We start from the raw sequence: 17464 nt of genomic DNA on the forward strand, positions 1-17464 counted from the left end.
CCGCGCGCAAATGCCTCAGGAATAACTGGCCCGAAACAAATGTTGGAGCGAGCTTCGCTCGCGATGCGCCGCGCGGGCGGCGCTCGATCTCACAGGCGCTGCACATCCAACGACAAACCCAACGACAAACCCCTCCGAACCTCATTCCATCCCCTCCCCAAAACCTGGCATAACACTTGCTCAAGCCACGTCATCCTCCTGTGAACCCCCGATGGACGACGGATTATTGGCATGGCGAAAACCGAAGCAGTAAAAGACCCCGCCACTAAAGGCAAACTCAAGCTGATCCTGCTGTTGGTGCTGGGCCTGGTACTGGCAATCGGCCTTTCGGTGGGCGCCACCTGGTTCATCATGCACAAGAGCGAGCCGGCCCCCGCAACCGACCCGGCCGCTGCCAACGCCAAGCCCGCGGCCCTCTACGAAGCCCTCACCCCAGCCTTCGTGGTCAATTTCAACCAGAACGGTCGCCAGCGCTACATGCAACTGAGCATCACCTTGCAAGGCCGCAACCAGGCCGACCTGGACGCCCTCAAGGTGCACATGCCGGTGATTCGCAACAACCTGGTGATGATGTTCTCCGGGCAAGGCTTCGATACCTTGGCCAGCAGCCCGGTCGGGCAGGAAATGCTGCGTCAGAAAGCCACCGCGGTGGTCCAGGAAGTCGCCCAGAAGGAAGTCGGCAAGCCGGTCATCGACCAGTTGCTGTTCACCAATTTCGTATTGCAGTAGGAGTCCGCAATGGCCGTACAGGACCTGCTGTCCCAGGATGAAATCGATGCGCTGTTGCACGGTGTCGACGACGGTCTGGTGCAGACCGAAAGCGCTTCCGAGCCAGGCAGTATCAAAAGCTACGACCTGACCAGCCAGGATCGGATCGTGCGCGGTCGCATGCCGACCCTGGAAATGATCAACGAGCGCTTTGCCCGCTACACCCGCATCAGCATGTTCAACCTGCTGCGCCGCTCCGCCGACGTGGCGGTGGGCGGCGTGCAGGTGATGAAGTTCGGCGAGTACGTGCATTCGCTGTATGTGCCGACCAGCCTCAACCTGGTCAAAATCAAGCCGCTGCGTGGCACTTCGCTGTTCATCCTCGACGCCAAGCTGGTGTTCAAGCTGGTGGACAACTTCTTCGGGGGTGACGGCCGTCACGCCAAGATCGAAGGCCGAGAGTTCACCCCGACCGAGCTGCGGGTGGTGCGCATGGTCCTTGACCAGTGCTTCGTCGACCTCAAGGAAGCCTGGCAGGCGATCATGCCGGTCAACTTCGAGTACATGAACTCCGAGGTCAACCCGGCCATGGCCAACATCGTCGGCCCCAGTGAGGCGGTGGTGGTGTCGACCTTCCACATCGAGCTGGACGGCGGTGGCGGCGACCTGCACGTGACCATGCCGTACTCGATGATCGAGCCGGTGCGCGAGATGCTCGATGCCGGCTTCCAGTCCGACCTGGACGACCAGGACGAGCGCTGGGTCAAGGCCCTGCGCGAGGACGTGCTGGACGTTGCCGTGCCCTTGACCGCCACCGTTGCCCGCCGCCAGCTGAAGCTGCGCGACATCCTGCACATGCAGCCGGGCGATGTGATCCCGGTGGAGCTGCCCGAGCACCTGGTGCTGCGCGCCAACGGCGTGCCGTCATTCAAGGCGCGCCTGGGCTCGCACAAGGGTAACCTGGCGCTGCAGATCATCGACCCGATCGAACGCCGCTGACGGCGTGCCGGTCGCTCACTACGAATTGAATGCCTGTCGAGGAAATCATGGCTAACGAAAACGAGATCACCTCCCCAGAGGACCAGGCCCTGGCCGACGAATGGGCCGCGGCGCTGGAGGAAACCGGTGACGCCGGCCAGGCCGATATCGATGCGCTGCTGGGCGGCGACACCGGCAACAGCGGCGCGGGCCGCCTGCCGATGGAAGAGTTCGCCAGCTCGCCGCGGCCGAACGAAAACGTCAGCCTTGAAGGCCCCAACCTGGACGTGATCCTGGATATCCCGGTGAACATTTCCATGGAAGTGGGCAGCACCGAGATCAACATCCGCAACCTGCTGCAGCTCAACCAGGGATCGGTGATCGAGCTCGATCGCCTCGCCGGTGAGCCGCTCGACGTGCTGGTCAACGGCACCTTGATCGCCCATGGCGAAGTGGTGGTGGTCAACGAGAAGTTCGGCATCCGCCTGACCGACGTGATCAGCCCCAGCGAACGTATCAAGAAGCTGCGCTGAGTGAAGGGCTCGATGCGCGCCGGCGCAGCCTTTGCCGGGCTGTTCGCCAGCCAGTTGGTCTGTGCGGCGGCCAGCCCTGCGGCGACCACCGCCGCCGCACCCGGCAGCCTGAGTGGGCAACTGGCGCAGATGGTCTTTGGCCTGCTGCTGGTGGTGGGCCTGATCTTCTTCCTGGCCTGGTTGTTGCGCCGTATGCAAGGCACGGCGGTCAAGGGTGGGCAGGTGATCGAGATCGTCGGCAGCCGGGCCATTGGCCCGCGTGACCGGCTGTTGCTGGTGCAGGTCGGCAAGGAGCAGATCCTGATCGGCCATACCCCAGGCAGTATCGAGGCTTTGCATGTGCTGGCCGAACCCGTGGAAGTGCCCGCCACTGCGCGTCAGGCGACGCCGGAGTTCGCCCAGCGGCTGATGGAGCTGATGGGCAAGGACCCTAAGGACAACAAGTGATGATCGGCGTGCTGCGCATGATGTTGACTCTGGCGCTGCTGCTGGCCGCGCCATTGGCCCTGGCCGCCGACCCGCTGTCGATCCCGGCCATTACCCTGTCCAATGGGGCGGACGGGCAGCAGGAGTATTCGGTCAGCCTGCAGATCCTACTGATCATGACGGCGCTGAGTTTCATCCCGGCGTTCGTCATCCTGATGACCAGCTTCACCCGCATCATCATCGTCTTCTCGATTTTGCGTCAGGCCCTGGGTTTGCAGCAGACGCCTTCGAACCAGATTCTGACCGGCATGGCGCTGTTCTTGACCATGTTCATCATGGCGCCGGTGTTCGACCGGGTGAACCAGGATGCCCTGCAGCCGTACTTGAAGGAACAGATGACCGCCCAGCAGGCCATCGACAAGGCCCAGGGGCCGCTGAAGGACTTCATGCTGGCGCAAACCCGGCAGAGCGACCTGGACCTGTTCATGCGCCTGTCCAAGCGCACCGATATCGCCGGCCCCGACCAGGTGCCGCTGACCATCCTGGTGCCGGCCTTCGTCACTTCCGAGCTCAAAACCGCGTTCCAGATCGGTTTCATGATCTTCATCCCGTTCCTGATCATCGACATGGTGGTCGCCAGCGTGCTGATGGCGATGGGTATGATGATGCTGTCACCGCTGATCATTTCGTTGCCGTTCAAGATCATGCTGTTCGTCCTGGTCGATGGCTGGGCGCTGATCATGGGCACCCTGGCCAGTAGTTTCGGCGGCGTCTGACGCTGCCAAGGAGAGCCACGCATGACACCTGAAGTTGCTGTCGACCTGTTCCGCGATGCCCTCTGGATGACCACGCTGATGGTCGCCATCCTGGTGGTGCCGAGCCTGCTGGTGGGCCTGATGGTGGCGATGTTCCAGGCTGCCACGCAGATCAACGAACAGACCCTGAGCTTTCTGCCGCGCCTGCTGGTGATGCTGGTTACGCTGATCGTCGCCGGGCCGTGGCTGGTGCAGAAGTTCATGGAGTACATCACCACCCTCTACACCAGCATCCCGCAGCTGATCGGTTGACACGGCCATGCTGGAGCTGACCGACGCGCAGATCGGCACCTGGGTCGCCACCTTCATCCTGCCGTTGTTCCGGGTGACGGCGGTGCTGATGACCATGCCGATCTTCGGCACGCGCATGCTGCCGGCGCGGGTGCGCCTGTACGTGGCGGTGGCCATCACCGTGGTGATCGTGCCCGCGCTGCCGCCGTTACCCGAATTCGACCCGTTGAGCCTGCGGGGGCTGCTGCTGTGTGGTGAGCAGGTCATCGTCGGGGCGTTGTTCGGTTTCTCGCTGCAGTTGCTGTTCCAGGCCTTCGTCATCGCCGGCCAGATCGTCGCGGTGCAGATGGGCATGGCCTTCGCCTCGATGGTCGACCCGGCCAACGGTGTCAACGTCACGGTGATCAGCCAGTTCATGACCATGCTGATCAGCGTGCTGTTTCTGTTGATGAACGGGCACCTGGTGGTGTTCGAGGTGCTCACCGAAAGCTTCACCACCTTGCCAGTGGGCAATGCGCTGGTGGTCAATCAGTTCTGGGAAATGGCCGGGCGCCTGGGCTGGGTGTTCGGCGCCGGGCTGTTGCTGATCTTGCCGGTGATCGCAGCCTTGCTGGTGGTGAACATCGCCTTTGGCGTGATGACGCGGGCGGCGCCGCAGCTGAACATCTTCTCTATCGGCTTCCCGCTGACCCTGGTCATGGGCATGGGGATTTTCTGGGTCGGCCTGGCCGATATTCTTTCCCACTACCAGGCATTGGCCAGCGATGCGCTGCAATGGCTGCGTGATCTGGCGAGGGCGCGCTGAGCATGGCTGAAAGCGAGAGCGGTCAGGACAAGACAGAAGACCCCACCGAAAAGCGCAAACGCGACGCGCGTGAAAAAGGCGAGGTTGCCCGCTCCAAGGAGCTGAACACCGTGGCGGTGACCCTGGCCGGCGCCGGTGGCCTGCTGATGTTTGGCGGGCACCTGGCCGAGACGCTGCTGAACCTGATGCGCATGAACTTCAGCCTGACCCGCGAGATCATCGTCGACGAGCGGTCGATGGGCGCATTCCTGCTGGCCTCCGGCAAGATGGCGATCTGGGCGGTGCAGCCGGTGCTGATCTTGCTGTTCGTGATCTCGTTCGTTGCCCCGATCGCGCTGGGCGGTTTTGTATTTTCCGGCAGCCTGCTGCAGCCGAAATTCAGCCGCATGAGCCCGCTGTCGGGGATCAAGCGGATGTTCTCGATGAATTCCCTGACCGAACTGCTCAAGGCGCTGGTCAAGTTCTTCGCGATCCTGATCGTGGCGGTGGTGGTGCTGGTCAGTGACCGCCAGGCGTTGTTGTCGATTGCCAACGAGCCGCTGGAGCAGGCGATCATCCACAGTTTGCAGGTGGTGGGTTGGAGTGCGTTGTGGATGTCGGCGGGGTTGCTGTTGATCGCGGCAGCGGACGTGCCGTTCCAGCTGTGGCAGACGCACAAGAAAATGAAGATGACCAAGCAGGAAGTGCGCGACGAGTACAAGGACTCGGAGGGCAAGCCTGAGGTCAAGCAGCGTATTCGCCAGTTGCAGCGCGAAGCATCGCAACGGCGCATGATGGCCGCGGTGCCGCAGGCGGACGTGATCATCACCAACCCGACGCACTATGCGGTGGCGCTGCAATACGACCCGGAGAAGGGCGGGGCGGCGCCGCTGTTGCTGGCCAAGGGTACTGATTTCATGGCACTGAAGATTCGCGAAATCGGCGTTGCGCACAAGGTGCAGATTCTTGAGTCGCCGGCCCTGGCGCGGGCGATCTATTACTCCACCGAGCTTGAGCATGAGATCCCTGCCGGGTTGTACCTGGCGGTGGCGCAGGTGTTGGCGTATGTGTTCCAGATTCGTCAGTACCGGTCGGGCAAGGGCAAGCGGCCGGAGCCTTTGAAAGACGATCTGCCGATTCCGCCGGATTTGCGGCGTGATGGCTGACAGGCGCCGGGCGATAGGGTTTTGGCGCCTGTGAGATCGAGCGCCGCCCGCGCGGCGCATCGCGAGCGAAGCTCGCTCCTACATTTGTTTCGGGCCAGTTATTCCTGAGGTATTGGCGCGCGGCCTCTTGGTGCCCACCTCGCTATCGCGTCGTACAAACAAGGCGGTCGCGCGCGTAGGTTCAGGTGTTACTGGCCCGAAACAAATGTAGGAGCGAGCTTCGCTCGCGATGCGCCGCGCGGGCGGCGCTCGATCTAACTGCATTCGAAAATCCCACGGCATACATCCAAATCCCACGGCGTACATCCAAATAGCAAAGTTGGAAGGCTTCTTGCAGAGCCACGCCCAGGCGCCCCCTGGGCGTCAAAGTTTTGCATCAAGAGGACTCGCGGTGGATCGCACTCAGTTAATCAGCAACGCCCGCCACAACCTGGCCGGTCTCGGCCGGGGCAACCTGGGCGTGCCGCTGCTGCTGCTGGTGATGTTGGCAATGATGATGTTGCCAATACCGCCGTTCTTGCTCGACGTGTTCTTCACCTTCAACATCGCCCTGTCGATCGTGGTACTGCTGGTCTGCGTGTACGCCCTGCGCCCGCTCGACTTCGCCGCATTCCCCACCATCCTGCTGGTGGCGACCTTGCTGCGCCTGGCGCTGAACGTGGCGTCCACCCGGGTGGTCATGCTCCACGGCCAGGAGGGCCATGGCGCCGCAGGCAAGGTGATCCAGGCCTTCGGTGAAGTGGTCATCGGCGGCAATTACGTGGTCGGTGCGGTGGTGTTCGCCATCCTCATGATCATCAACTTCGTGGTGGTCACCAAGGGCGCCGGGCGTATTTCCGAGGTGAGTGCACGCTTTACCCTCGATGCGATGCCGGGCAAACAGATGGCCATCGACGCCGACCTCAACGCCGGCCTGATCGACCAGGCCCAGGCCAAGGCGCGCCGTACCGAGGTGGCCCAGGAGGCCGAGTTCTACGGCTCGATGGACGGTGCCAGCAAGTTCGTGCGCGGCGATGCTATCGCCGGCCTGTTGATCCTGTTCATCAACCTCATCGGCGGCATGCTCATCGGCATGCTCCAGCATGGCATGCCGTTCAGCGAAGCCGGCAAGGTGTACGCCCTGCTGACCATCGGTGACGGTTTGGTGGCGCAATTGCCATCACTGCTGTTGTCCACCGCCGCGGCCATCATGGTCACCCGCGCCTCGGGCTCGGAAGACATGGGCAAGCTTATCAACCGGCAGATGTTCGATTCGCCCAAGGCGCTGGCGGTGTCCGGCGGCCTGATGATCGTCATGGGTCTGGTGCCGGGCATGCCGCACGTGGCCTTCCTCAGCCTCGGCCTGATGGCCTGCGGCGGCGCCTACCTGGTGTGGAAGAAACAGCAGCAGGTCAAGGCCAAGGCCCAGGCAGAGGTGCAGCGCCAGCAGGACCTGCTGCCCTCGCCGCAGCGTGCGCTGGAGACCAAGGAGCTGGGCTGGGACGACGTTACCCCGATCGACATGATCGGCCTGGAAGTGGGCTATCGGCTGATCCCGCTGGTCGACCGTAACCAAGGTGGCCAGTTGCTGGCGCGGATCAAGGGCGTGCGCAAGAAGCTGTCCCAGGACCTGGGCTTCCTCATGCCCACCGTGCACATTCGCGACAACCTCGACCTGCAGCCCAGTGCCTACCGCCTGACCTTGATGGGGGTGATTCTGGCCGAAGCGGAGATCTACCCGGACCGCGAGTTGGCGATCAACCCAGGCCAGGTATTTGGCACCCTCAACGGCATTGCCGCGCGCGACCCGGCGTTTGGCCTGGAGGCGGTGTGGATCGACGTTGGCCAGCGCTCCCAGGCGCAGTCGCTGGGCTACACCGTGGTGGACGCCAGTACCGTGGTGGCCACCCACCTCAACCAGATCCTGCAAAAGCACTGTCACGAGCTGATCGGCCACGAAGAGGTCCAGCAACTGCTGCAGGTGCTGGGCAAGGCTTCGCCTAAACTTGCAGAAGAGCTGGTGCCGGGTGTCATTTCCTTGTCGGGCTTGCTCAAGGTCTTGCAAGCGTTGTTGTCCGAGCAGGTGCCGGTGCGCGATATCCGCAGCATCGCCGAGGCTATCGCCAACAACGCCGGCAAGAGTCAAGATACCGCCGCGCTGGTCGCGGCGGTGCGCGTCGGATTGTGTCGCGCCATCGTGCAAAGCATTGTCGGCGTTGAGTCGGAGCTGCCGGTGATCACCCTGGAGCCAAGGTTGGAACAGATTTTGCTCAATAGTCTGCAAAGGGCCGGGCAGGGTCAGGAAGACGGTGTTCTTCTGGAGCCGAGCATGGCCGAAAAGCTGCAGCGTTCGCTGATTGACGCGGCCCAGCGCCAAGAGATGCAGGGCCAGCCGGCCATTCTTCTGGTCGCCGGCCCGATCCGCGCCATGCTGTCGCGCTTCGGTCGCCTGGCTGTACCGAATTTGCATGTTCTGGCGTATCAGGAAATACCTGACAACAAGCAAGTCACCATCGTTGCCACCGTGGGCCCTAACGGCTGAGGTAGTGGATAATGCAAGTTAAGCGATTTTTCGCCGCCGATATGCGTCAGGCCATGAAGCTGGTCCGGGATGAGCTTGGCTCCGATGCCGCCATCATCGGTAACCGCCGCATCGCCGGTGGTGTCGAATTGACGGCGGCGCTGGACTACAAGCTGTCCGCACTGGCCCCGCGCGTACCCAACGCCGAGCTTGAAGAAGAGCTGCGCAAGACCCACACGCGCATCGCCACGGCCCAGGCCGAACTGGACCAGCGCAGCGACAGCAGCGACAACAACCGCCAATTGTTCGCCGGGCAGTCGCTGACCGCCTCGGAACCGTTGATCGAGCCGCACGTGGATGCGCCGGCGCCTACCGCAGCGCCCACCCCGGCCCCGGTCGACCCACGGCTGTTCGATGCCATGCGCTCGGAGCTGTCGGGCCTGCGCGAGCTGCTGGAAGTGCAACTCGGCTCGCTGGCCTGGAGCCAGTTGCAAGGCAGCAAGCCCCAGCAGGCCAACCTCTGGCGCCGCCTGCAGCGCATCGGCCTGTCCGGCCCGATTGCCCGCGAGCTGCTCGAACTCACCACCGAGATCGAAGAGCCGCGCCAGGCCTGGCGCATGCTGCTGGCGCACCTGGCGCGGATGATCGAGATTCCCGAGGTCGAGCCGATCGAAGAGGGCGGTGTGATCGCCATGGTCGGCCCGGCCGGCATGGGCAAGACCACCACCCTGGCCAAGCTGGCTGCGCGTTACGTGCTCAAGTACGGCGCCCCGCAGCTGGCGCTGGTGAGCATGGACAGCTTCCGCATCGGTGCCCAGGAGCAGCTCAAGACCCTGGGGCGTATCCTCAACGTGCCGGTGACCTACGTCGACCCGGGCCAGTCGCTGGCCCAGGCGCTGGAGCCGCTGCTGCGCAAGCGCGTGGTGCTGATCGATACCGCCGGCCTGCAGGCCAGCGATCCGGCCCTGCGCATGCAGCTCGAAACCCTGGCGAGCCGGGGCATCGCCTCGAAGAACTACCTGGTGCTGGCAACCACCAGCCAGAAGCAGGTGCTGACCGCCGCCTACCACAGCTACAAGCGGTGTGGCCTGGCCGGTTGCATCCTGACCAAACTCGATGAAACGGCAAGCCTCGGCGATGTGCTGAGCCTTGCCATCAGTCATGAATTGCCGGTGGCCTACCTGACCGATGGGCCACGTATTCCTGACGATTTGCACTTGCCACGGGCGCACCAACTGGTAACGCGCGCGGTCAATGTGCAACAGCAGGATGAGCCCAGCGAAGAGGCCATGGCCGACATGTTCGCTGATCTCTACCACAACCCCCGGCGAGCGGGTTGATGATGAAGCGTGTGCAAAGTAGCTATGCCAAGGGGCACGCAGAATTGCCTCACGTGTGGCCTGAGTCCCAGCGAGACAAGGTAAAGAACAGACATGGGTAGCATGCATCCCGTACAGGTGATCGCCGTGACCGGTGGCAAAGGTGGCGTCGGCAAAACTAACGTTTCAGTGAACCTGTCTCTGGCGCTGGCCGAGCTTGGCCGCAGGGTCATGTTGCTGGACGCCGACCTGGGCCTGGCCAATGTCGACGTATTGCTTGGGCTTACCCCCAAACGCACCCTGGCCGATGTCATCGAAGGGCGCTGCGAGCTGCGCGATGTGATGCTGCAGGGGCCGGGCGGTGTGCGCATCGTACCGGCGGCCTCCGGCACCCAGAGCATGGTGCACCTGGCGCCGGCCCAGCACGCCGGCCTGATCCAGGCTTTCAGCGATGTCGGCGACAACCTCGACGTGCTGGTGATCGACACCGCTGCAGGTATTGGTGACTCGGTGGTCAGCTTCGTTCGCGCGGCCCAGGAAGTGCTGCTGGTGGTCTGCGACGAGCCCACCTCGATCACCGACGCCTATGCGCTGATCAAGCTGCTCAACCGCGATTACGGCATGAACCGCTTCCGCGTGCTGGCCAACATGGCCCAGAGCCCGCAGGAAGGGCGCAACCTGTTCGCCAAGTTGACCAAGGTCACCGACCGCTTCCTCGACGTAGCCTTGCAGTACGTCGGCGCCGTGCCGTACGACGAGTGCGTGCGCAAGGCGGTGCAGAAGCAGCGCGCGGTGTACGAAGCGTTCCCGCGCTCCAAGTGCGCGCTGGCCTTCAAGGCCATTGCGCAGAAGGTCGACAGCTGGCCGTTGCCGGCCAACCCGCGCGGGCACCTGGAGTTCTTCGTCGAGCGTCTGGTGCAGCCCACCAGCGCAGGACCGGTGCTATGAGTGCGAGCGGCTTCAAGATGTACAGCAGGGCGTCGAAAGACGCCCAGTACGAGCTGATCGAACGCTACGCCCCGCTGGTCAAGCGCATTGCCTATCACCTGCTGGCGCGGCTGCCGGCCAACGTCCAGGTCGAAGACCTGATCCAGGCCGGCATGATCGGCCTGCTGGAAGTGGCCAACAAGTACGACGCCAGCAAGGGCGCCAGCTTCGAAACCTACGCCGGTATCCGCATCCGCGGCGCGATGCTCGATGAGGTCCGCAAAGGCGATTGGGCGCCGCGTTCGGTACACCGCAACACACGCATGGTCAGTGACGCAATGCGCGCTGTTGAAGCAAGAACCGGTCGCGACGCTAAAGATCACGAGGTTGCGGCCGAACTCCAATTGAGTCTCGACGATTACTACGGGATTTTGAACGATACCTTGGGCAGCCGGCTGTTCAGCTTCGACGACCTGTTGCAGGACGGCGAGCACGAAGGGCTGCACGAGGACGGCGCCAGTGGCCAGGTCGAGCCGTCGCGCGACCTTGAAGACGAGCGCTTCCAGGCTGCCCTGACCGATGCCATCGCCAACCTGCCAGAGCGCGAGCGGCTGGTGCTGGCGCTGTACTACGACGAAGAGCTGAACCTCAAGGAAATCGGTGAGGTGCTGGGGGTCAGCGAGTCGCGCGTAAGCCAGCTGCACAGCCAGTGCGCCGCACGTTTGCGCAGCCGTCTGGGTGAATGGCGGGCGCGCTGAGTGCCAACCGTTCGCCGTTGAAGACGCTGCAGCCGTTTCACGTTGTGCCGAATTGAATGAATGCGTGCTCGGGGGCCGAGCGCGTTTGAGACTGCTTGGAGGTCTAATTGGACAAGAACATGAAAATCCTCATCGTTGACGACTTTTCGACGATGCGGCGGATCATCAAGAACCTGCTACGTGATCTGGGCTTCACCAACACCGACGAAGCCGATGACGGCACCACGGCGTTGCCGATGCTGGAAAACGGCCACTACGACTTCCTGGTGACCGACTGGAACATGCCGGGCATGTCCGGTATCGACCTGCTGCGTAAAGTCCGCGCCAGCGAGAAGCTGAAAACCATGCCGGTACTGATGGTGACCGCCGAAGCCAAGCGTGACCAGATCATCGAAGCGGCCCAGGCCGGCGTCAATGGTTACGTGGTCAAGCCGTTCACCGCTCAGGTGCTCAAAGAAAAGATCGAGAAGATCTTCGAACGCGTCAACGGCTGAGTCACGTCAGGGGGCGCGCCATGGATTCATCACAAACGTCTTTGGGGGAGTTCGAAACGACCCTGAAGAAACATGCCCAGGAATTGGTCGAGAGCCTGGAGCGTGGTCGCTTCGGCGAGGCGGTGCAGCTGATTCATCAGCTGAACCAGACCCGCGACCGTGGCCTGTACCAGGAAGTCGGCAAGCTGACCCGAGAGCTGCACAGCGCCATCGTCAGCTTCCAGATCGACCCGAACATGCCGCAGGCCGAGGAAGTCTCGCAGATCACCGACGCCACCGAGCGCCTGTCCTATGTGGTCAAGCTGACCGAGGGTGCGGCCAACCGCACCATGGACCTGGTCGAGGAAAGCACGCCGGTGCTCAACGACCTGGCAGGTGAGGCCAAGGCCCTGAGCGTCGACTGGCAGCGCTTCATGCGCCGCGAAGTCGCTGCGCCAGAATTCCGTGACCTGGTCAAACGTGTCGACAGTTTCCTGACGCACAGCGCCGCAGGCAACCGCAAGGTTTCCGGCCATCTCAACGACATTCTGCTGGCTCAGGACTACCAAGACCTGACCGGCCAGGTGATCAAGCGGGTCACCGCGTTGGTCACCGAGGTGGAAAGCAACCTGCTCAAGCTCGTGCTGATGGCCAGTCAGGTCGACCGTTTTGCCGGTATCGAACATGACCACCAGCAGCTTCGCGCTGAAAAAGATCAAGAAAAACATCCGACTCGGGGTGAAGGTCCGCAGATTCATGCCGATAAGCGTGAAGACGTCGTGTCCGGTCAGGACGATGTCGATGATCTGCTGTCCAGTCTGGGTTTTTAAGGAGCACGTTTAATGAGCTTCGGCGCCGATGAAGAAATCCTTCAGGATTTCCTGGTAGAAGCCGGCGAAATTCTTGAGCAACTGTCCGAGCAATTGGTCGAGCTGGAAAGCCGACCGGATGATGCCGACCTGCTCAATGCCATTTTTCGCGGTTTCCACACTGTAAAAGGGGGCGCCGGCTTCCTCCAGCTCAACGAGCTGGTGGAGTGCTGCCATATCGCCGAGAACGTGTTCGACATCCTGCGCAAAGGTGAGCGCCGGGTCGACGCCGAGTTGATGGACGTGGTGCTCGAAGCGCTGGACACGGTCAACAACATGTTTGGCCAGGTCCGCGAGCGCAGCGAAGTCATCCCGGCCACCCCGGAGCTGCTGGCCGCGTTGTCGCGCCTGGCCGAGCCTGCCGCTGCTGACGAAGTCGCCGCTGCCGAGCCTGCGGCCGCTGAACCGCTGGCCGCAGCGCCTGCCGAAGAGCCGGACATCACCGACAGCGAATTCGAGCAGTTGCTCGACTCGCTTGACGCGGTCAAGGCTCAGGCCGCTGCCGATGAGCAGCTGCAAGGCGAGAGCGTCAGCGGCGCCAGTGACGAGATCACCGACGCCGAGTTCGAATCGCTGCTCGACCAGTTGCATGGCAAAGGCCAGTTCAGCGCCGAAGTCGTCGCTGAGCCGGTGGCCAGCGCCCCCGTGCCGGTCAGCGATGAAATCACCGATGAAGAATTCGAGTCGCTGCTCGATCAGCTGCATGGCAAGGGCACCTTCCAGGCCGATGCCTTGCCCGCCGCCGCTGCAGTTGCGCCCGTGAGCACTGCACCGGCCGCCACGGCCAGTGACGCTATCAGCGAGCACGAATTCGAAGCCTTGCTCGACCAGTTGCACGGCAAGGGCAAGTTCTCTGGCGACGCCGTCGCGGTCGAAGCAACTGTCGCTGCCAAGGTCGAAAGCAAGCCAGTGGCCAAGCCCGCACCGGCGCCTGTCAGCAAGCCTGCGCCTGCACCACGGGCGCCGGCCCCTGCGGCAGAAAAGCATGCCGTCAGCGAGGCAGAAACCACCGTGCGCGTCGACACCGCGCGCCTGGACGAGATCATGAACATGGTCGGCGAACTGGTGCTGGTGCGTAACCGCCTGGTGCGCCTGGGCCTGAACAGCGGCGACGAGGCCATGTCCAAGGCCGTGTCGAACCTCGACGTGGTCACCGCCGACCTGCAGACCGCAGTCATGAAGACCCGCATGCAGCCGATCAAGAAAGTCTTCGGCCGCTTCCCGCGCCTGGTTCGCGACCTGGCCCGCCAGCTCAAGAAAGAGATCAACCTGGAGCTGGTCGGTGAAGAGACCGACCTCGACAAGAACCTCGTCGAGGCCCTGGCCGACCCGTTGGTGCACTTGGTGCGCAATGCGGTCGACCATGGCGTGGAAATGCCCGACGAGCGTGAAGCGTCCGGCAAGGCGCGGACCGGCCGGGTGGTGTTGTCGGCCGAGCAGGAAGGCGACCATATCCTGCTGTCGATCTCCGATGACGGCAAGGGCATGGACCCCAACATCTTGCGCGCCAAGGCGGTGGAGAAGGGCCTGATGGACAAGGACGCCGCCGAGCGTCTGAGCGAGTCGGACTGCTACAACCTGATCTTCGCCCCGGGCTTCTCGACCAAGACCGAGATCTCCGACGTGTCCGGCCGTGGTGTCGGCATGGACGTGGTGAAGACCAAGATTTCCCAGCTCAATGGCTCGATCAACATCTACTCGGCCAAGGGCCAGGGCTCGAAGATCGTCATCAAGGTGCCGCTGACCCTGGCGATCATGCCGACCCTGATGGTGATGCTGGCCAACCAGGCCTTCGCCTTCCCGCTGGTCAACGTCAACGAGATCTTCCACCTCGACCTGTCGCGCACCAATGTGGTCGATGGCCAGGAAGTGGTGATCGTGCGCGACAAGGCGCTGCCACTGTTCTACCTCAAGCGCTGGCTGGTGCAGGGCCAGGTGCACGAAGAGCAGCATGAGGGCCACGTGGTGATCCTCTCGGTCGGTACCCAACGCATTGGCTTTGTCGTCGATCAACTGGTGGGCCAGGAAGAAGTGGTAATCAAGCCGCTGGGCAAGATGCTGCAGGGCACGCCGGGCATGTCCGGGGCCACTATCACCGGCGACGGTCGCATCGCGTTGATCCTCGACGTCCCGAGCATGCTCAAGCGTTACGCCGCGCGGCGTATTTGATTTCGGTGGCGCACCCTGGCGGGTTGCGCCGCCTAATGGAGTGTTTATGGCAGTCAAGGTCCTGGTGGTGGATGATTCCGGTTTCTTCCGCCGCCGCGTCTCGGAAATCCTCTCGGCGGACCCGACGATCCAGGTAGTGGGTACCGCGACCAATGGCAAGGAAGCAATCGACCAGGCGCTGGCGCTCAAGCCCGATGTCATCACCATGGACTACGAGATGCCCATGATGGACGGCATCACGGCGGTGCGGCACATCATGCAGCGCTGCCCGACGCCGGTACTGATGTTCTCTTCGCTGACCCACGAAGGCGCCCGGGTGACCCTGGACGCACTGGATGCCGGTGCGGTGGATTACCTGCCGAAGAACTTCGAGGACATCTCGCGCAACCCGGAGAAGGTCAAGCAACTGCTGTGCGAGAAGGTGCACACCCTGTCGCGCAGCAACCGCCGTTTCGGCAGCTACAGCCCCGCGCCAGCCGCCGCACCGGCCGCCAGCAGCGCTGCGCCAACCAGCAGCTTCGCCAGCCCCGCACCGGTGCGCACTGCCGCGCCGGTGCGTGCGGCGGCAGCGCCAGCGGCACATGCCCCGGCACCCAAGCGCAAACCCTACAAGCTGGTGGCCATCGGTACCTCCACGGGCGGCCCGGTGGCGCTGCAGCGGGTACTGACGCAACTGCCTGGCAACTTCCCGGCGCCCATCGTGCTGATCCAGCACATGCCGGCGGCCTTCACCAAGGCCTTTGCCGAGCGCCTGGACAAGCTGTGCAAGATCAGCGTGAAGGAAGCCGAGGACGGTGACGTGCTGCGCCCAGGCCTGGCGCTGCTGGCCCCAGGTGGCAAGCAGATGATGATCGATGGCCGCGGCACGGTGAAGATCCTGCCCGGCGACGAGCGCCTGAACTACAAACCGTGCGTGGACATCACCTTCGGCTCGGCGGCCAAGTCGTACGGCGACAAGGTGCTGTCGGTGGTGCTGACCGGCATGGGCGCCGATGGCCGTGAAGGCGCGCGCCTGCTCAAGCAGGGTGGCAGTACCGTGTGGGCCCAGGATGAAGCCAGCTGCGTGATCTATGGCATGCCCATGGCCATCGTCAAGGCCAACCTGGCCGACGCGGTGTACAGCCTGGACGAAATCGGCAAGCACCTGGTCGAGGCCTGCGTCTGATGGACGTGCTAAGCCTGATTGGCCTGATCCTGGCGTTCGTCGCGATTGTCGGCGGCAACTTCCTCGAAGGCGGGCATGTCGGCGCGCTGCTCAACGGCCCGGCGGGCTTGATCGTGTTGGGCGGTACCTTGGCGGCGGCCTTGCTGCAGTCGCCATTGCCGGCTTTCAAACGGGCCTTGCAGATCCTGCGCTGGATCCTCTTTCCACCGCGCGTCGACCTGGCCGGTGGTATCGACCGGGTGGTCAACTGGAGCCTGACGGCGCGCAAGGAAGGCCTGCTGGGCCTGGAAGGGGTGGCCGATGCCGAACCTGACCCGTATGCGCGCAAGGGCCTGCAGCTGTTGGTCGACGGCGCCGAGCCCGAAGCCATCCGCAGCATCCTTGAAGTCGACTTCCTGACCCAGGAGGGCCGTGACATCCAGGCTGCCAAGGTGTTCGAGAGCATGGGCGGCTATGCGCCAACCATCGGTATCATCGGTGCGGTCATGGGCCTGATCCACGTCATGGGCAACCTGGCCGACCCGTCGCAGCTGGGTAACGGCATCGCCGTGGCGTTCGTCGCCACCATCTACGGTGTGGCCAGCGCCAACCTGATCCTGTTGCCGATTGCCAACAAGCTCAAGGCCATCGTCATGCGCCAGTCGCGCTACCGCGAGATGCTGCTCGAAGGCCTGTTGTCGATTGCCGAGGGTGAGAATCCGCGCTCGATCGAACTGAAGCTGCAAGGCTTCATGGAGTAACCCATGCGTCGCCGTCGTCATACCGAGGAACACGAGAATCACGAACGCTGGCTGGTGTCGTACGCCGACTTCATTACCTTGCTGTTCGCGTTTTTCGTGGTCATGTACTCGATTTCCTCGATCAACGAGGGCAAGTACAAGGTCATCTCGCAGGCCTTGATCGGGGTGTTCAACGACCCTGAACGGAGCATGAAACCAATCCCGATCGGGGATGAGCAACCCCTGAGCGTGCGCCCGGCCGAGCCCTTGGTGAGGGAAAGCGAGCAGACCGAGGCGGGCCTTGCGCAAACCAATGTCGACCCGCTGAAGACCATCAGTGACGATGTGCGCGACGCCTTTGGCGACCTGATCAAGACCGACCAGATGACCGTGCGCGGCAATGAGCTGTGGATCGAAATCGAGCTCAACTCCTCGCTGCTGTTCGGCAGCGGCGATGCCATGCCCAGCGACAAGGCGTTCGCGATCATCGAGAAGGTGGCTAACATTCTCGAGCCGTTCGCCAACCCGGTGCATGTTGAAGGCTTTACCGACAACCTGCCGATTCGCACCGCGCAGTACCCGACCAACTGGGAGTTGTCCTCGGCACGGGCGGCCAGCATCGTCCGTTTGCTGGCCATGGAAGGGGTGAACCCGGCGCGCATGGCGTCGGTGGGCTATGGCGAGTACCAGCCGGTCGCCAGCAACGACAGCGCCGAAGGCCGTGCCCGCAACCGCCGCGTGGTACTGGTGATTTCCCGTAACCTCGAAGTGCGCCGCAGCCTGACCGGCTCTGGCAGCGCCCATGCCACGCCTGATGCTGCGTTGCGCCGGGCTGGCACACAAAGTGCACCGGCTACGCCAGCAATGGCGGCGGGGCAGTAACTCGTCAATTCTCCGTCACCGAATACCATACCGTTCCCGGCA

At 63.1% G+C, this 17464-nt stretch carries 18 protein-coding genes; all 18 read left to right on the forward strand.

Annotated features, from left to right (window positions below; translation table 11 throughout):
- The first annotated feature begins 231 nt into the window (after window positions 1–231).
- The 18 genes from fliL (at window position 232) to motD (ending at window position 17422) form a co-directional block, all read left to right on the forward strand.
- Window positions 232–729 carry a flagellar basal body-associated protein FliL gene (gene fliL / locus DJ563_RS01610; RefSeq protein WP_274098969.1) on the forward strand — a complete coding sequence of 166 codons (498 nt, stop codon included), beginning with the start codon at window positions 232–234 and terminating at the stop codon, window positions 727–729.
- A gap of 9 nt (window positions 730–738) precedes the next feature.
- Entirely contained in the window at window positions 739–1707 is a 969-nt protein-coding gene (gene fliM / locus DJ563_RS01615; protein ID WP_027593022.1) for a flagellar motor switch protein FliM, read from the forward strand.
- Between the two features lie 47 nt (window positions 1708–1754).
- Complete coding sequence (gene fliN / locus DJ563_RS01620) at window positions 1755–2219, forward strand: flagellar motor switch protein FliN (protein ID WP_027593021.1); 465 nt, start codon at window positions 1755–1757, stop codon at window positions 2217–2219.
- 12 nt (window positions 2220–2231) lie between these two features.
- Entirely contained in the window at window positions 2232–2666 is a 435-nt protein-coding gene (gene fliO / locus DJ563_RS01625) for a flagellar biosynthetic protein FliO (RefSeq protein ID WP_274098970.1), read from the forward strand.
- A complete protein-coding gene (fliP, locus tag DJ563_RS01630; protein ID WP_077068491.1) occupies window positions 2666–3421 on the forward strand; it encodes a flagellar type III secretion system pore protein FliP in 756 nt (251 codons plus the stop codon). Before fliO ends, fliP begins: the two co-directional genes overlap by 1 nt.
- A gap of 21 nt (window positions 3422–3442) precedes the next feature.
- On the forward strand, window positions 3443–3712 hold the full coding sequence (fliQ, locus tag DJ563_RS01635) for a flagellar biosynthesis protein FliQ (RefSeq protein WP_033699456.1): 270 nt from the start codon (window positions 3443–3445) through the stop codon (window positions 3710–3712).
- A gap of 7 nt (window positions 3713–3719) precedes the next feature.
- Window positions 3720–4496, forward strand: coding sequence for a flagellar biosynthetic protein FliR (gene fliR, locus DJ563_RS01640; protein WP_274098971.1), 777 nt, complete (start codon window positions 3720–3722; stop codon window positions 4494–4496).
- Window positions 4497–4498: 2 nt separating this feature from the next.
- Entirely contained in the window at window positions 4499–5641 is a 1143-nt protein-coding gene (flhB, locus tag DJ563_RS01645) for a flagellar biosynthesis protein FlhB (protein ID WP_033699452.1), read from the forward strand.
- Window positions 5642–6032: 391 nt separating this feature from the next.
- Window positions 6033–8162, forward strand: coding sequence for a flagellar biosynthesis protein FlhA (gene flhA / locus DJ563_RS01650; protein WP_033699451.1), 2130 nt, complete (start codon window positions 6033–6035; stop codon window positions 8160–8162).
- Between the two features lie 11 nt (window positions 8163–8173).
- Entirely contained in the window at window positions 8174–9481 is a 1308-nt protein-coding gene (gene flhF, locus DJ563_RS01655) for a flagellar biosynthesis protein FlhF (protein WP_274099622.1), read from the forward strand.
- A gap of 93 nt (window positions 9482–9574) precedes the next feature.
- Window positions 9575–10408 carry a flagellar synthesis regulator FleN gene (gene fleN / locus DJ563_RS01660; protein ID WP_027593013.1) on the forward strand — a complete coding sequence of 278 codons (834 nt, stop codon included), beginning with the start codon at window positions 9575–9577 and terminating at the stop codon, window positions 10406–10408.
- The gene (fliA, locus tag DJ563_RS01665) at window positions 10405–11145 is read left to right on the forward strand and encodes an RNA polymerase sigma factor FliA (RefSeq protein WP_033699449.1); all 741 of its coding nucleotides are present in this window, start codon (window positions 10405–10407) and stop codon (window positions 11143–11145) included. The genes fleN and fliA overlap by 4 nt, the downstream gene beginning before the upstream one ends.
- Window positions 11146–11264: 119 nt before the next feature.
- Complete coding sequence (locus DJ563_RS01670; protein WP_077068541.1) at window positions 11265–11639, forward strand: chemotaxis response regulator CheY; 375 nt, start codon at window positions 11265–11267, stop codon at window positions 11637–11639.
- Window positions 11640–11659: 20 nt separating this feature from the next.
- The gene (locus tag DJ563_RS01675) at window positions 11660–12448 is read left to right on the forward strand and encodes a protein phosphatase CheZ (RefSeq protein ID WP_274099623.1); all 789 of its coding nucleotides are present in this window, start codon (window positions 11660–11662) and stop codon (window positions 12446–12448) included.
- Window positions 12449–12460: 12 nt separating this feature from the next.
- Window positions 12461–14656, forward strand: a complete 2196-nt coding sequence (locus tag DJ563_RS01680; RefSeq protein WP_274099624.1) for a chemotaxis protein CheA — start codon at window positions 12461–12463, stop codon at window positions 14654–14656.
- Window positions 14657–14702: 46 nt separating this feature from the next.
- A complete protein-coding gene (locus tag DJ563_RS01685; RefSeq protein WP_274099625.1) occupies window positions 14703–15821 on the forward strand; it encodes a protein-glutamate methylesterase/protein-glutamine glutaminase in 1119 nt (372 codons plus the stop codon).
- Window positions 15821–16561, forward strand: coding sequence for a flagellar motor protein (locus tag DJ563_RS01690; protein ID WP_274099626.1), 741 nt, complete (start codon window positions 15821–15823; stop codon window positions 16559–16561). Before DJ563_RS01685 ends, DJ563_RS01690 begins: the two co-directional genes overlap by 1 nt.
- 3 nt (window positions 16562–16564) lie before the next feature.
- Complete coding sequence (motD, locus tag DJ563_RS01695; RefSeq protein WP_434518706.1) at window positions 16565–17422, forward strand: flagellar motor protein MotD; 858 nt, start codon at window positions 16565–16567, stop codon at window positions 17420–17422.
- The last annotated feature ends 42 nt before the right edge of the window (window positions 17423–17464 follow it).

Origin of the sequence: Pseudomonas sp. NFX1 (genome assembly GCF_051123555.1) — a bacterium.
In the GTDB taxonomy this organism is placed as follows: Bacteria; Pseudomonadota; Gammaproteobacteria; order Pseudomonadales; family Pseudomonadaceae; genus Aquipseudomonas; species Aquipseudomonas capeferrum.

Coding starts and splice junctions, on each gene's coding strand:
- fliQ (WP_033699456.1), top strand. CDS start 3,443: ATGACACCTGAAGTTGCTGTCGACCTGTTCCGCGATGCCCTCTGGATG.
- DJ563_RS01675 (WP_274099623.1), top strand. CDS start 11,660: ATGGATTCATCACAAACGTCTTTGGGGGAGTTCGAAACGACCCTGAAG.
- fliO (WP_274098970.1), top strand. CDS start 2,232: ATGCGCGCCGGCGCAGCCTTTGCCGGGCTGTTCGCCAGCCAGTTGGTC.
- fliM (WP_027593022.1), top strand. CDS start 739: ATGGCCGTACAGGACCTGCTGTCCCAGGATGAAATCGATGCGCTGTTG.
- fliP (WP_077068491.1), top strand. CDS start 2,666: ATGATCGGCGTGCTGCGCATGATGTTGACTCTGGCGCTGCTGCTGGCC.
- flhF (WP_274099622.1), top strand. CDS start 8,174: ATGCAAGTTAAGCGATTTTTCGCCGCCGATATGCGTCAGGCCATGAAG.
- DJ563_RS01685 (WP_274099625.1), top strand. CDS start 14,703: ATGGCAGTCAAGGTCCTGGTGGTGGATGATTCCGGTTTCTTCCGCCGC.
- fliR (WP_274098971.1), top strand. CDS start 3,720: ATGCTGGAGCTGACCGACGCGCAGATCGGCACCTGGGTCGCCACCTTC.
- fleN (WP_027593013.1), top strand. CDS start 9,575: ATGGGTAGCATGCATCCCGTACAGGTGATCGCCGTGACCGGTGGCAAA.
- motD (WP_434518706.1), top strand. CDS start 16,565: ATGCGTCGCCGTCGTCATACCGAGGAACACGAGAATCACGAACGCTGG.
- fliN (WP_027593021.1), top strand. CDS start 1,755: ATGGCTAACGAAAACGAGATCACCTCCCCAGAGGACCAGGCCCTGGCC.
- DJ563_RS01670 (WP_077068541.1), top strand. CDS start 11,265: ATGAAAATCCTCATCGTTGACGACTTTTCGACGATGCGGCGGATCATC.
- DJ563_RS01690 (WP_274099626.1), top strand. CDS start 15,821: ATGGACGTGCTAAGCCTGATTGGCCTGATCCTGGCGTTCGTCGCGATT.
- fliA (WP_033699449.1), top strand. CDS start 10,405: ATGAGTGCGAGCGGCTTCAAGATGTACAGCAGGGCGTCGAAAGACGCC.
- DJ563_RS01680 (WP_274099624.1), top strand. CDS start 12,461: ATGAGCTTCGGCGCCGATGAAGAAATCCTTCAGGATTTCCTGGTAGAA.
- flhB (WP_033699452.1), top strand. CDS start 4,499: ATGGCTGAAAGCGAGAGCGGTCAGGACAAGACAGAAGACCCCACCGAA.
- fliL (WP_274098969.1), top strand. CDS start 232: ATGGCGAAAACCGAAGCAGTAAAAGACCCCGCCACTAAAGGCAAACTC.